The 14,086-nt window shown below is 74.6% G+C and carries 8 protein-coding genes; all 8 read right to left on the reverse strand.

Annotated elements, in window-relative coordinates:
- Nucleotides 1–7 precede the first annotated feature (7 nt).
- The 8 genes from JQX11_RS01445 to aroA are packed head-to-tail and all read right to left on the reverse strand — an operon-like array spanning nt 8 to nt 14,077.
- Nucleotides 8–1,762, reverse strand: coding sequence for a condensation domain-containing protein (locus JQX11_RS01445; RefSeq protein WP_204923092.1), 1,755 nt, complete (start codon nt 1,760–1,762; stop codon nt 8–10).
- 31 nt (nt 1,763–1,793) lie between these two features.
- On the reverse strand, nt 1,794–3,041 hold the full coding sequence (locus tag JQX11_RS01450) for a cytochrome P450 (protein WP_204923093.1): 1,248 nt from the start codon (nt 3,039–3,041) through the stop codon (nt 1,794–1,796).
- A gap of 31 nt (nt 3,042–3,072) precedes the next feature.
- The gene (locus tag JQX11_RS01455; protein ID WP_307826012.1) at nt 3,073–4,977 is read right to left on the reverse strand and encodes an ABC transporter ATP-binding protein; all 1,905 of its coding nucleotides are present in this window, start codon (nt 4,975–4,977) and stop codon (nt 3,073–3,075) included.
- Nucleotides 4,974–7,013 carry an ABC transporter ATP-binding protein gene (locus JQX11_RS01460; protein ID WP_204923094.1) on the reverse strand — a complete coding sequence of 680 codons (2,040 nt, stop codon included), beginning with the start codon at nt 7,011–7,013 and terminating at the stop codon, nt 4,974–4,976. Before JQX11_RS01460 ends, JQX11_RS01455 begins: the two co-directional genes overlap by 4 nt.
- Complete coding sequence (locus tag JQX11_RS01465; protein ID WP_204923095.1) at nt 7,010–9,028, reverse strand: oxidoreductase; 2,019 nt, start codon at nt 9,026–9,028, stop codon at nt 7,010–7,012. The genes JQX11_RS01460 and JQX11_RS01465 overlap by 4 nt, the downstream gene beginning before the upstream one ends.
- Nucleotides 9,025–9,819 (reverse strand): SDR family oxidoreductase, encoded by a 795-nt coding sequence (locus JQX11_RS01470; RefSeq protein WP_204923096.1) that lies wholly within the window; start codon nt 9,817–9,819, stop codon nt 9,025–9,027. The genes JQX11_RS01465 and JQX11_RS01470 overlap by 4 nt, the downstream gene beginning before the upstream one ends.
- A complete protein-coding gene (locus tag JQX11_RS01475; RefSeq protein WP_204923097.1) occupies nt 9,816–10,964 on the reverse strand; it encodes an acyl-CoA dehydrogenase family protein in 1,149 nt (382 codons plus the stop codon). The genes JQX11_RS01470 and JQX11_RS01475 overlap by 4 nt, the downstream gene beginning before the upstream one ends.
- Nucleotides 10,961–14,077, reverse strand: a complete 3,117-nt coding sequence (gene aroA, locus JQX11_RS01480) for a 3-phosphoshikimate 1-carboxyvinyltransferase (RefSeq protein WP_204923098.1) — start codon at nt 14,075–14,077, stop codon at nt 10,961–10,963. The genes JQX11_RS01475 and aroA overlap by 4 nt, the downstream gene beginning before the upstream one ends.
- Nucleotides 14,078–14,086 lie beyond the last annotated feature (9 nt).

A 14,086-nucleotide genomic window follows, 5' to 3' on the forward strand; every position in this document is an offset into this window, starting at 1 on the left:
CGCCGCCCTACGCATCGCGCCCCGATCCCCGGGCGGACACCGGCACGTCCCGCCAGGCGTCCGGTCCGGCCCCGACGGGCGGCGCGGACCGGCAGATCACGTAGCCGGCCGGCGCGGCCACCCCGGGCCGACCGGGCAGCGCGTCGAGGACCCGCCGGTGCAGTTCCCGCGGCGAGCCTTCGGAGGCGGCCACGTACACCGTCACCCCGCCGTCGCCCGCCGGGTCGACGAGGGCCGCCGCGGGGGCGCCCCCGGCCACCTCGCCGACCAGGTCCGCCACCGCCTGCGGACGGACCCAGCCGGTCGGGGTGGACACCCAGTCGGCCCCCCGGCGGGCCGGGGTCAGGCCGATCCGCCCGGCGATCTCGGCGACCCGCACCTCCTCGGTGACCGCGTCGCACAGCAGCGTCTCGATCCCCCGGATGACCGTCTCGCCGAGCGACCCCGGCAGGTACGCCGTGTCGACCAGCAGGCCGAGCCGGCACCGGCCGTCGCCCAGGTTGCTGGCGGCGACGTAGAACCTCATGTCGCTCTTGGACAGCGGCTCCAGCCGGGAGTAACGGGAGTCCCGGCGCAGCACGGCGAGCCGGTCCGGCCCCGGGTCCGGGTCGGGCGTGGCCCAGTCGCTGCCCCGGTGCCCGTTGTTGAAGTAGGCGGACAGGTCGAACGCCACCCCGCGCCGCCGGCCGACCCGCTCGACCACCCCGCGCACCCCGGCCGGGTCGCACTGGGCCCGCCGGTACGCGTCGAACGCCGGCCGGTGCAGGTTGCGGATCGCGGTGAGCAGGTCGACGTCGTCGTCGACCCGGTGGACCAGCAGGGCGTCGAGGGTGTTCAGGGCGATCAGGTCGCGGCTGTCCCGGTCCAGCCGGTTGCCGGCGATCAGCTTGAACACGGCGGTGCGGTGCCCGTTGTAGGCGGTCAGGATCAGGGTGGTCAGGCCGAGCAGCACGGTCGAGAACGAGGTGCGGGTCCGGGTGGCCAGCGCGGTCGCCGCCGCGGTGACCGCCGTGGAGTCCAGCAGGTGCCGTTCGACGGGCTGGTCACCGGTCGGCGCGGCCGGCAGGTCGAACATGGAGGCCGGCGCGACCGACAGCCCCTGCTCCCAGTGCCGCAGCCCCAGCCGGCTGGTCTGCTGGCCGGCCGCCGACTGCTGGAAGGCGGCCTGCGCCAACGGCTGCGGCACCCGGTCGGCCTGACGCACGGTCCCGTCCGCCGGCGACACGTCGGGGTCCGCCCCGGTGAGCCGGTCGCGCAGCACGTCGGTGAGGGTGGTGAAGGCCCAGCCGTCGAACGCCAGGTGCGAGCCGACGAGGGCGACGGCGCTGATCCGGCCGGCCCGGTCCCGCGCGCAGCCGGCCCGCAGCGGCCACTGGGCCTCGTGGTCGAACGCCGCCTCGGTCAGCGTGGCGACCAGCTCGTCACCGACCCGGGCCGGGTCACCCTGGTCGTCGACCACCACCACGTCGTACGTCCCGGTGGCGGCGACCTCCTGGCGGGGCCCGTCGGCCCGCTGGACGTACCGGGTCCGCAGGGTCTGGTGCGTCTCGACCAGGTGCCGCAGCACGGCGGTCAGCCGCTGCGGGGCGACCGGTTCGGGCAGCACGAGGGCCCGCCCGATGTTGAACTGGTTCGCCTCCTTGCCGAACCACTGCATCGGCCCCCACATGACGCTCTGTGCCCAGGTCAGCGGCCCGGTGCCGGCTCCCTGGCCGGTGAACGTCAGGCTGAGTGTGCCCGCGCTGGTGCTGGTGTCGGTCACCCGTCCCCCCTCTCCACGGTCCTCGTTCCCGCTACGCCCGCGCGAACGGGCCGGACGACCTCGGCGTCAGCCGCAGCGGCAGGTGGTCGAGCCCCCGGAACGCCGGACTGGCGACCTTGACCAGCTCACCGATGAGTTCGATGTCGTCGGTGCGTTCGAGCAGCATCCGCAGGAAGGTGGTGGCCTGCAGGCGGGCCAGGTGCGCGCCGACACAGGTGTGGATGCCCGCCCCGAAGCCGAGGTGACCGTCGGTCACCCGGTCGATCCGGTAGTCGTTCGGGTCGGGGAACTTGCGCGGGTCCCGGTTGCCGGCGGCGAAGGACAGCTCCACCCGGGCGCCCTGCGGGATGGTGGTGTTGCCGACCACCACGTCGGTCGTGGCGGTGCGGAAGACGTTCTGCACCGGCGGGTAGAACCGGGCGGTCTCCTCGATCGTCGGCCCGATCAGCTCCGGCCGCTCGCGGACCAGACGCAACTGGTCGGGGTGGTTGAGCAGCGCGTCGAGCATGTTGCCCAGGAAGTGCGTCATCGTCTCCTGCCCGCCGACCAGCAGGGTGAGGCACAGCCAGAGGATCTCGTTCTCGGTCACCCCGCCGGTGGCCGCGGCGGCGAACAGCTTCGACACCACGTCGTCGCGGGCCGGCTCGTCGCGCCGCCGGGTGAGCAGGTTGCCCAGGTAGCCGGAGAGTCCGGCGACCGACGACAGCGCCGCCTTCGCGGCCTGCAACCGCAGCGCGTTCTCGTCCGGGTCCTCCGGGGCGTCCTCGCCGACCTTCGCGTTGGCGATGAAGCTCTCCAGCACGCCGGCGGTGAGCTTGAGCTTGGCGAGGTTGTCGTCGGGCACCCCGACGATGGTGGTGATGACCTTCACCGGTTGCAGGATGATCGCCTGCTGGACGAGGTCGATGTCGCCGGTGGCCACGGCCTCGTCCAGCAGGTCGCCGCAGACCCGCTCGATGAACGGCCGCCAGAACTGCACCCCGCGCGGGGAGAAGTCGTGCCGGATCAGGGCGCGCAGCCGGGTGTGGTCCGGCTGGTCGAGCCCGAAGAGCACCGGCAGCGTCGAACGGTGGTAGGCGATCCCGTCGGCCGAGGACAGGCCGGCGTGGTTCTTCGCCGCCAACCGGACGTGCTCGTAGCGGATCACCAGCCACATGTCGCGCTGGGCCAGGTACAGCGGCTCCTCGGCGCGCAGCAGCTCGGCGTAGGCGGGGTACGGGTCGTCCATGGACTCGGGCGAGAAGGGGTCGAACTCGTCGGTCCGGGTCGCGCTGGTCACTGCATCGTCCTCCGCAGTCGTTGGGGGCCGGTCACCGGTACGCCCTGGCCTGGATCTCGAACATCTCGGCGTACCGACCCCCGGCGGCGAGCAGGTCGGCGTGGCTGCCGGCCTCGGCGACGCCGCCGTCGGCGAGCACCACGATCAGGTCGGCCAGTTGCACGGTGGAGAACCGGTGGGACACGAACACGCTGACCGCGCCGGTCCGGGCGGCCACCTCCCGGGCCTGCTCGCGGTACCGGGCGAACAGCGCGTACTCGGCCTCCGCGTCGAGCGCGGCGGTCGGCTCGTCCAGCACCACCAGCAGTGGGTCGTCGCGCATGAACGCCCGGCCGAGGGCGAGCTTCTGCCACTGGCCGCCGGACAGCTCCGCCCCGTCGGTGTGGCTGCGGCCCAGCGGGGTGTCGAGTCCCTCGTCGAGCTGCCCGACCAGGTCGTCGGCACCGGCCCGGCCCAGCGCCGTGCGTACCGCCTGGTCGTCGTCGCGGCGGGGCAGGTCGCCGACGCCCACGGCCTGGCGGGCCGGCAGCTCGAAGCGGACGAAGTCCTGGAAGCCGGCGGCGATCCGCTCGCGCCAGCCCGGCATGGACAGCGCGGCCAACTCGACGCCGTCGACGAGGATCCGGCCGGACGTCGGCGTCAGCAGGCCGCAGAGCAGCTTGACCACTGTGGTCTTGCCGGCGCCGTTCTCGCCGACCACGGCGACCGTGGCACCGGCCGGCAGGTGCAGGTCGAGACCGGTGACCACCGGTTCCGCGCCGCCGGGGTAGCGCAGGGTGACTCCGGCCAGCCGGATACCCTCCCGCAGCCGGGCCGGTGGCGCACCGGCGGCGACCGACCCGAAAGCGGCTGTCGACCCGACGCCGGCATCCGACCCGAGAGCGATAGCCGGCCCGACACCGATGGTCGGCCCGACGGCGGTGTGACCGGGCGTCGGGTCGGCGGGCGTCGGGTGCCGGTCGGCGGCGCGGACCAGGTCGTGCACCTCGTCGAGCCGGCGGTAGACGCTGCGCAGCCGCTGGAGGTCCTGCAACACCCCGACCGCCGCGGCGACCTGCTGGTTGACCTGGGCGGCGATGGTGACGACCAGGACGACGTCACCCACCCCGCGCCGGCCGGCGACGGCGTCGCGCAGGATCAGCAGCACCGCCAGCACGTATCCGGCGGCGAACGCCAACTGCCCGGTCATCCGGACCAGGCTCGCCACCAGCTGGGCCCGCCACAACCGTCGGGTGGCGTCCTGCCAGTGGCCGCGGTGACGCCGTCGCACCTCCCCGGTGAGCCCGAAGACACGCAGTTCCTTGCCGGCGGCGGCGTCGGTGGCCAGCCCGAACAGCCCTGACGCCCGGCGGGTGGACTCGGCACCGGCCTCCCGGGCCCGGTTCACGATCCGCTCCGCCCACCGGCCGGCCAGCAACGGCGGCACGGCAGCCAACGGCAACAGCAACAACAGCGGATGGAGTACGGCCAGCAGCACCGTCGTCAACGTCATCGCCACGGCCAGGCCGACGCCGGTCAGCACGGCCTGCAGGCCGACCCGGAGCTGCTCGACGTCCTCCTCCAGCACGGTGATCTTGTCGGCGAACTCGGACCGTTCGAAGTGCGCCATCCCCGGCGTGCCGTTGGTGGCGTCCATCAACTCCTGGTGCACGTGCAGGACGTCGAGTTCGGCGAGTTCGAAGTAGGCGATGTGGGCGAAGTGGCCGAGGGTCAGCCCGGCGATCAGGCCGACCGCCACGCCCACCCCGGCGAGGCTCGCGGCGACGGGCCGGCCGGCCGTGACGGCGTCGAAGAGCACCCGCAGCAGCACCGCCACCAGCGGCCACGCCACCGCGCCCGCGACGACCAGGACCAGTGCGGTGAGCGCCTTGCGCCGGTCCTGCCGCAGCGACGTACGCCACAGCGCCCAGCCGGCGGAGAGCAGGCCCCGGTTCACCTGACGCTCCGCGTCGACCCGACGTCCACCGCGCCGCCGTCCGGACCGTCGACCGGCGCACCGGTGCCGGGATCACCCACCGGCGGGCCGGCGTCGGGATGGCCGGTCGGCGGGCCGGCGTCGGGACGGTCGGCCGGCGGGGTGTCGGCGGCGGGGGTGGCGAAGCGTTCCGCCTGGAGGGTGAACAGCCGGGCGTACCGGCCGCCCCGGGCGAGCAGTTCCGCGTGCGAGCCCTGCTCGACCACCCGCCCCTGCGCCAGCACGACGATGTGGTCCGCCCGGCGGACGGTGGCGAACCGGTGCGAGATCAGGATCGTGGTGACCCCCGTGGTGGCGGCGATGATCTCGTCGAAGAACCGGGCCTCGGCCCGGACGTCCAGGCTGGCCGTCGGCTCGTCGAGGACCAGCACCGACGCGCCGTGCCGGATGGCGAACAGCGCCCGCGCGATGGCCACCCGCTGCCACTGCCCGCCGGACAGGTCCACCCCGCCGCGCAGCTGCCCGCTCAACGGGGTGTCCAGCCCACGCGGCAGCGCGTCGAGGGTGGCGAGGATGCCGGCGGCCTCCGCGGCGGCCCGGATGCCGTCCCGGTCGTCGGCGTGCCGGATCGCCCCCAGCGCGATGTTGTCCGCCGCGCTCGTGGCGTACCGCAGGTAGTCCTGGAAGATGACGGCGAGGTCGCGTCGCCAGCGGGCCGTCGGCAGCCCGTCGATCGGCCGGCCGCCGACGGTGATCCGGCCCGCGTCCGGCAGCGCCAGCCGGGCCAGCAGCTTGACCAGCGTCGTCTTGCCCGCGCCGTTGAGGCCGACGATGGCGGTGCACGCCCCCGCCGGCAGGGTGAGATGCAGGTCGGTGAAGACCGGCGTCGCACGGTGCGGGTAGCGGAACGACACCCCCTCGAAGCGGATGTCCGCCGCCGGGGCGTGCTCCACGGCCGGGGCCGGGGCGGCGTCGGTCGGGTCGTCCCCGGGGGACGTCCGGTCGCGCATCCCGGCCCGGAACTCGCCGACGGCCCGGTAGGCGTTCATGCCGAACTGGGTCTGCACGTCGGCCTCGGGATAGAACTCGCCGAGCTGCACCGCCGCCAGCACCGCCTGGATCACCAGCGCCAGTTGGGTCAGCCCCACCCGGCCCTGCCCGCCGGCCAGCCCCAACGCGGCGAGCACCGCCACGAGCACCGTCAGGCCCACGGCGGTGTAGAGGAAGTACGGCCGCAGGTAGACCCGCCGCCGCTGCACCCACACCGGACGCATCCAGTCCAGGTACGCCTGCCGGTACTGCTCGCGCAACCACGGCAGCAGACCGAAGACGCGGATCTCCTTGGCGGCCGGGCGCCCCATCGCCACGCCCCGGAAGTAGGTCAACCGGCGGACCCGGGCCACGATCGCCCCGTAGATCGCCGCGTAGCGGCGCAGGCCGCCGCGTTGACCGTGGCGGAACGCGAGCACGGCGACCAGCAGGCCGAACCCCGCCGCCCAGGCGAAGGCCGCCCCGACGACCACCGCGTACCCGAGGAGCTGCCCGTAGCGAGCGAGCAGTGCCAGCATCCCGGCACCCGCCGCACCCGGGCTCTGGATGCCGTGCTCGACCTCGCGGGACGCCTCGGTGAGCTGTTCGAGCAGCGCCTGATCCTCCAGCGGGGCGGTGCTGGTGCTGCCCAGCGCGGCCGCCATCAGCTCGTCGGCCACCGCGCCGTCGATCCGACGTTGCACCAGCAGGCCCGTGGTGACCTGGAGCTGGGCCAGCAACTGCTGGGCGCTGAGCGCCCCGGCGGCCACCACGAAGGCGGTCACCAGGTGCCCGAAGGCCGGCGACTCGACGCCGTCGCGGACCGCCTGCGGCAGCCAGCCGATCATCCGGCTCGTCGCGACGACGAACACCACCGGCGCGGCGGCGAGCAGCAGGTTGACCAGCACGGCGGCAGCCACCGCCGCAACGCCCGCCCGGGGCAGCAGGGTGACGATGCGCCACCGGTCCACGGCGGTCCGGCGGACCACCCCGGCCACGGAGCCGGCCGTCGTCGCGTCGTCGGTCATGCCGGCTCCCCCACCCGCTGGGTCCGTACGGCCCGCTGGAACGCCAGCGCCGCGTCGTGTCCCTCGGCGAACGCCCGGACCGCGTCCAGCCCGCTGGTGTCCCGGGCCCCGCCGACCACCCGGTGCCACACCCCGGCCCGGCGTACGGTGCGCACCAGGTCGTCGGCGGGCAGTTGACCGGCGGCGACCACCACCGTGTCGGCGGGCACCGACCGGTCCGCTCCGGTGCCGTCGACCAGGCGTACGGCGTCGGGGTCGACGCGCAGGTCCCGCACGCCCGGCACCACCTGGACCGCTCGGCGGCGCAACTCGGCCAGCACCGCCCAGCGGGTGGAGCGGCCCATCCGGGGGCCGAGCCGTTCGCCGCGCAGCAGGACGGTGACCTGCCGGTCCGGACGCTGGCTGGCCAGGTGGGCGAGATCCACGGCGATGCCGCCGCCGCCGATCACGACGACCCGCCGCCCGAGCGCGTCGTCGGCGAAGGCCGAGCCGTAGTCGCGGACGTGCGGCAGCCCGTCGCCGGGCAGGTCGATGCGGCGCGGCAGCACCCCGGTGGCGACGATCACCCCGTCGTGGCGGCGCAGCAGCTCCTCGTCGGCGTCGGTGATCCGCCGTCCGGTGTGCAGTTGCGCGCCGAGCCGGGTCAGTTCGGCGGTGAGGAACCGGATCGTCTCGGCGTAGTCGGCCTTGCCCGGCACCCGGCAGGCCAGCCGGAACTGGCCGCCGGGCTCCCCGTCGGCCTCGTAGACGGTGACCCGGTGCCCGGCCAGGGCCAGGTCGTGGGCGGCCCGCAGCCCGGCGGGGCCGGCACCGACCACGGCCACCGTCCGTGGCCCGTGCACCGGCGTCGATCCGGCCCGCACCGCCGGGTCGACGTGCGGTGCCGACCCGGACGGCGTCGCCGGGTCGGCCTCCCGGCCGACGAGCGGGTTGACCATGCAGGACACCGCGGCCCCCACCAGCGACCTGTCGATGCAGGCCTGGTTGCAGGCCACGCAGACGTTCACCGGCCGGCCGTGGCGGCTCCGCGTCACCAGGGCCGGGTCGGCCAGGAACGGCCGGGCCATCGAGACCAGGTCCAGCGGGGTGCCGGCGAGGACCGCCTCGGCCTGGGCGAGCCGGTTGATCCGGTTGCTGGCCAGCACGGGCAGCGCGCCCACCGCGGCCTTGACCGCCGCCGCGACCGGCACCCAGTGCCCCGGCGGAACCAGCGCCTGCACCGTCGGCACCGGCGACTCGTGCCAGCCGACCCCGACGTTGAGCGCGTCGGCCCCGGCGGCGGCCAGCGCGCGGGCGTACGCCGTCACGGTGTCCCGGTCGGTGCCGTCGGGCAGCAGGTCGTCGCCGGTCATCCGCATCACGACCGGGAAGTCGGGGCCCACGGCGGCGCGGACCGCCGCCACCACGGCCACCCCGAACCGCATCCGGCGCTGCGGGTCGCCACCCCACTCGTCGTCGCGCCGGTTGGTCAGCGGGGAGAGGAACTGGTCGATCAGGTACCCCTCGGAGCCCATGATCTCCACGGCGCTGAACCCGAGGTCACGGGCGTGCGCCGCGCCCCGGGCGAAGTCCTCGACGATCCGGGTGACCGCGTCGGCGGGCAGCGCGGCCGGGGTGAGCCGGGAGAGCGGGCTGGGCACCGCCGACGGGGCGACCGGATACGGGCCGCCGGTGGCCGGTCGGGCGTACCGGCCGGCGTGGAAGAGCTGGAGGGCGAGCAGGCCGCCGGCCGCGCCGACCTCCCCCGCGACCCGGCGCAGCCGCTCCCGGAAGGCGGTGTCGTCGAGCACCCCGGAACTCGGCACGTCGACGCCGGCCGGGCTGACCGCCGCGCCGCCGGTGACCATCAGCCCGGCGCCGCCGCGCACCCGGGCCAGGTAGAACGCGGCCAGCGTCCGACCGCCGTCGTCCCGGTGGTCCCAGCCCAGGTGCATCGCCCCCATCACGATCCGGTGCGGCAGCACCAGCCGACCGATCCGGCCGGGCCGCAGCACCCTGTCCAGTCCGGCCGTCATGCCAGCGGACCACTCAGATCCCGGCTGAACGGCGGCGAGACGATCGACAGGCCACCGTCGACCACCAGGGTCTGCCCGGTGACGTACTCGGCGGCCGGGGAGAGCAGGAAGGCGATCACGTCGGCGACCTCCTGGGCGGTGCCCATCCGCTGCTTGGGAATCAGCGGCAGCACCCCGGACAGCGGGGCCATGCCGGGCACGTCGTAGAAGTAGCCTGACGACTCGGTCTCGATGATGCCGCCGTTGACCGCGTTGACGTTGATGCCCCGGTCGGCGAACTCGACGGCCATGTACCGCACCCATGACTCGATCGCCGCCTTGGCCGCGCCCAGGTTCGCGTACGTCGGGTAGGCGCGGATGCTGCCGTAGCTGGACAGCGCGACGATCCGGCCGCCGTCGGGCATCAGCCGCACCGCCTGCTGCGCGCCGAGCACGAACGAGCGCATGTTCATCGCGTACGACCGGTCGAGGTGGTGCGGCTTGAGGTCCATGATGTTCTTGAAGGAGCTGGCCGCCGCGTTGCACACGAAGTAGTCGAGGGTGCCGAACTCCTGCGCGGCCACCGCGAAGAGCCGTTCGATCTCCTCGGGTTGCTCCATGTCGGCGGCCACGGTGACGGCCCGCCCGCCGAGCTGCGTGATCTCCTTGCGGACCTGCTCGGCCAGTTCGGCGTTCTTCTTGTAGTTGACCACCACCGAGCCGCCGCCCCGGGCCAGGGTGAGCGCCAGCGCCCGGCCGATGCCCCGGGAGCTGCCGGTGATCAGCGCGGTGCGGTCCTGGAAGGCGGTCATCGGCCGGCCGCCAGGATCTCCCGGGCGATGACGGTCTTCTGGATCTCGTTGGTGCCCTCCTCGAAGCGCTGCGCGCGGGCGTCGCGGTAGACCCGTTCGATGGTGCTGCCCTCCCAGTAGCCGATGCCGCCGTGCGCCTGCAACGCCTTGTCGGTGACCCGGGTCAGCATGTCCACCGCGACCAGCTTGGCCATCGAGGACAGCGCCCCGGCGTCGCTCTGGCCCGCCTCCCAGCGGCGGGCGGCGTGCAGGGTGAGCTGCCGGGCGGCCTCGATGTCGGCGGCGTTCTCGGCGAGCGCGAACGCCACCGCCTGTCGGGCGGTCAGCGGTTTGCCGAAGGTGACCCGGTTGCGGGCGTGCTCGACCGCCAGCTCCTGCGCCCGGCGGGCCAGCCCCACGCAGGTCATCGCCACGCCGATCCGGCTCGGGGTGAGGAAGCCGCCGAGCGCGACGGCCAGTCCGTCGCCCTCCTCGCCGAGCCGGTTGGCCACCGGCACCGGTGCCCGGTCGAAGATCAGGTGCGCGTGGTCGGTGCCGCGTACGCCCATGGTGTCGGGCATCGGTTCGACCCGGACGCCCTCGACGTGCCGGTCGACCATCAGCGCCACCGTGCCGTCCTTGCCGGTGCTGCCGTCGAGCCGGGCGAACAGCAGCCAGTAGTCGCAGCTCACCCCGAAGGTGATCAGGTGCTTCTCGCCGCTGAGCAGGTAGGTGTCGCCGTCGCGTACCACGCTGGCCCGCAGGTCGGCCCCGGTGCCGGCGGTCGGTTCGGTGAGCGTGAACGCGACCCGCAGGTCCCCGGCGACCTGCGGCAGCACGAACTTCTTGCGCTGCTCGTCGGAGGCGAACTGGTCGATGGAGCGCCACACCCCGTTGCAGACGTGCACGATCATCCGCAGCGACGCGTGCGACATCGAGAACAGTTCGAGCAGGTGCAGGTACTGGGTGAAGGACAGGCCGGCCCCGCCGTAGTCGACCGGCGCGGCGAGCCGCAGGTAGCCCCGGTCGCGCAGGTCCGTCCAGAGTTGCGCGGGGACGCTGCGGTCGCGTTCGATCGCCGCCGCGTACTGCTCGCCGGGGCCCCGGACGAACGCCTCGACCTCGCGGGCCAACGTCGCGAACGACGTGCCATCGGCCTGGGTCACTCTGCCTCCTCGCCGATCGTTGCGCTGATCTGGTCACGCAACACGAACTTCTGCACCTTGCCGACCACGTTGCGGGGCAGCGCGGCCACCGTCTCCAGCCGCTCGGGCCAGTACTGCTTGGCGACCTTGTGGCCGTCGAGGAACCGCTGCATCCCGGCGAAGGTCAGCTCCGCCCGGGTCACCACGAACGCGCAGGCCCGCTCGCCGAGGCGCGGGTCGGGCATCGCCACGATCGCCACCTCGCGGACGGCGGGGTGGGTGTGCAGCAGCTGCTCCATCTCCGCCACCGGGATCTTCTCGCCGCCCCGGTTGATCACGTCGGTCACCCGGCCGGTGATCCGCAGGTAGCCGGCGTCGTCGATGGTGGCCAGGTCGCCGCTGCGGTACCAGCCGTCCGGGGTGAGCGCCGCCGCGGTCAGGTCCGGGCGGTCGAGGTAGCCGGCGAACAGGCAGTCCCCGGCGACCTCGAAGTTGCCCTCCACGCCGGGGCCGAGCACGGTGCCGGCGTCGTCGGTCACCCTGATCCGGATCCCCTCCAGCGCCCGCCCGTCGGTGCCCCAGGCGTGCGCGGGCGCGTCGGTCGGCGCACAGAGCGTGCCGAGGCACGATTCGGTGGAGCCCCAGGCCCCGCAGACGGCCGCGCCGAGGGTGCGGGTGGCGTGCTCGGCGAGGTTGCGGGGCACCGCCGCGCCGGTGGCGACGAAGACCCGTAGCGCCGGTGGCGGCTGCCCGCCCGTCTCCACGGCCTCGACGAGGTCGGCGAGGAAGGGGGTGGCCGCCTGGACGAAGGTGGCCCGGGTGTGGTGCAACGTCTGCAGCGCGGTCCGGCCGTCCCAGATCGGTTGCAGCACGACGGGTGCGCCGATGGTGAAGCCCAGCCACATGCCGTAGAGGAAGCCGGTCTGGTGGGCCAGCGGCGACGGGATGAACAGCCGGTCGGCGGCGGTGAGGCCGAGGTGCCGGGCCTGCATGGCGGCGGCCCGGGTCAGCGTGTCGACGCGGTGCAGCACACCCTTCGGCTCACCCGACGTGCCGGAGGTGAACATCAGCTGGGCCAGTGCCGCCGGGCCGGGCCGGCCGGTGGCCGGTGCGGCGTCGTCGGGACGCTGTCGGGCCAGCGCCGGGCCGAACCACTGCCAGCGCGGGCCGGCGGTGTCCGCCGGCAGTCCGGCGGCGTCGGCCGGTGCGGCGGTGCCGTCCGAGGTGGCGGTGCCGTCCGAGACGGTGTGGCTGGCGACGACGAGGACGTGGGCCACGCCCGGGGCGTCCGGGCCGGTCAGCATCGCCGCGGTCTCGGCCAGGTGCGCGCGGCCCCGGAACCGGTCGGGGATCACCAGCACCCGGGCCCGGGAGCGGCGCAGCAGCCGGCTCACCTCGCGTTCCCGGAAGAACGGCATCAGCGGGCAGCAGACCGCCCCGATCCGGGTGGCGGCCAGCGTGAGCACCACGAACTCCGACCAGTTGGGCAACTGCCAGGCGACCACGTCGCCGGGGCCCACGCCCAGCTCCCGCAGCAGCGACGCGGCCCGGTCGGCGGCCCGGTCCAGGTCCCGCCAGCTCAGCGTGGCGCCGGCCCGGCCGGGCGAGGCCGCCTCGACCACGGCCTCGTCGTCGCCGCGCGTGTCGGCGTGCCGACGGACCAGTTCGGCCACCGGGATGGCGGCCAGCTCGGCAGGCGTCGGCAGGGCGGCCGTCGGCACGGACGGTCCGGCGGAGCGGGCCGGCGACGCGGCCGGCGCGCCGGCCGTACGTCGCCCGGCGGGCGGGAGGTCGGCGGGTGCCGGGCCGGCGGGGCGGGGCAGGCGGCGGGCGCGGGCCCGGTCGACCGACATGTTGAGGCCGACGCCGTTCATCTGGTCGAGGAACTGCGGGAAGGAGATCCGGTGGGCGTTCGGATAGGTCAGCCGGCTCTCGCCGGTGGCCCGGGAGGCGGCCACCGCCAGCGCCATCAGCACCCGGTGGTCGTTGAACGAGGACAGGTCGGCCTCCCGCAACTGGCCGACGCCCTCGCAGAGGAGCCGGTCGCCGTCGAGCCGCAGCCGGCCGCCCATCCGGTTGAGTTGCAGCATCGCCGTCACCCGGTCGGACTCCTTGAGCCGTACGTGGGCCACGTGGTCGAGCACGGTGGTGCCGTGCGCGTGGGAGCCGAGGACGCTGAGCACCGGCAGCATGTCGGGCACCGCGCGGCAGTCCACCCGCACCGGGGCCAGCCGCAGCCCGTCGTGGCGCACCCTGATCCAGCCGGTCGCCGGGTCGCGGGTCAGCGGCACGCCCATCGTGGTGAGGCTGTCCAGCAGGTGCGCCTCCGGATGGTCCAGCTCCCCGGTGGGGACCGCCGGCAGCCCCCGGAACAGCACGTCGGACGGGTGCAGGGCGGTCGCGGCCAGGCCGAACGCGGCGGCGCCGACGTCCGGCGGCAGCCGTACCACCGCCGGGGTGGGCCGCTGGCCGGGCTCGATGTCGTACCGGCGGCCGTCCGCGCTGACCTGCACGTACAGGCCGAACTGGCGCATCATCGCCACGGTGAGGTCGACGTAGGACCGCTCGTTGAACTCGCCCACCACCTCGACCACGGTGTGGCCGGTGGCGAACGGGCTGACCAGCAGCAGGCTGGAGATCCACTGGGAGAGCGTGCCGGGGATCCGCACCCGGCCCCCGGTCGGCGGCTGGGCGGCGACCCGGATCGGCAGCAGCCCGCCGGTGGAGGCGATCTGCACGCCGATGCCCGCGAGGGCGTCGAGCAGCGGGCGGATCGGCCGCCGCCGGAAGTACTTCTGCCCGGTGATGCCGACCGGCGTCTCGGCCAGGGCGGCGAGCCCGGTCAGGAAGTAGAGCGTGGTGCCCGAGCTGCCGACCGAGACCTCCGGACGCACCGGCCGGTACCGGCCGCCACGGACCACGAACGCGTCGCCCTCGACGGTGACGGCCGTGCCGAGGTCCCGCAGCGCCCGGATGGTGTGTTGCACGTGGCCCGCGTGGCAGGCCCCGTGGATGCGACTGGTCCCGTCGGCCAGCGACGCGAGCATCAGCGCCCGGTGCGCGTGGTACTTCGACGCCGGGACGTCGAACTCGCCCACGAGTGGCTCGGCCGTGCCCTTGATGACGAGACGCACAGTCCCTCC

The organism is Micromonospora humida, from assembly GCF_016901255.1.
Lineage (GTDB): Bacteria > Actinomycetota > Actinomycetes > Mycobacteriales > Micromonosporaceae > Micromonospora > Micromonospora wenchangensis.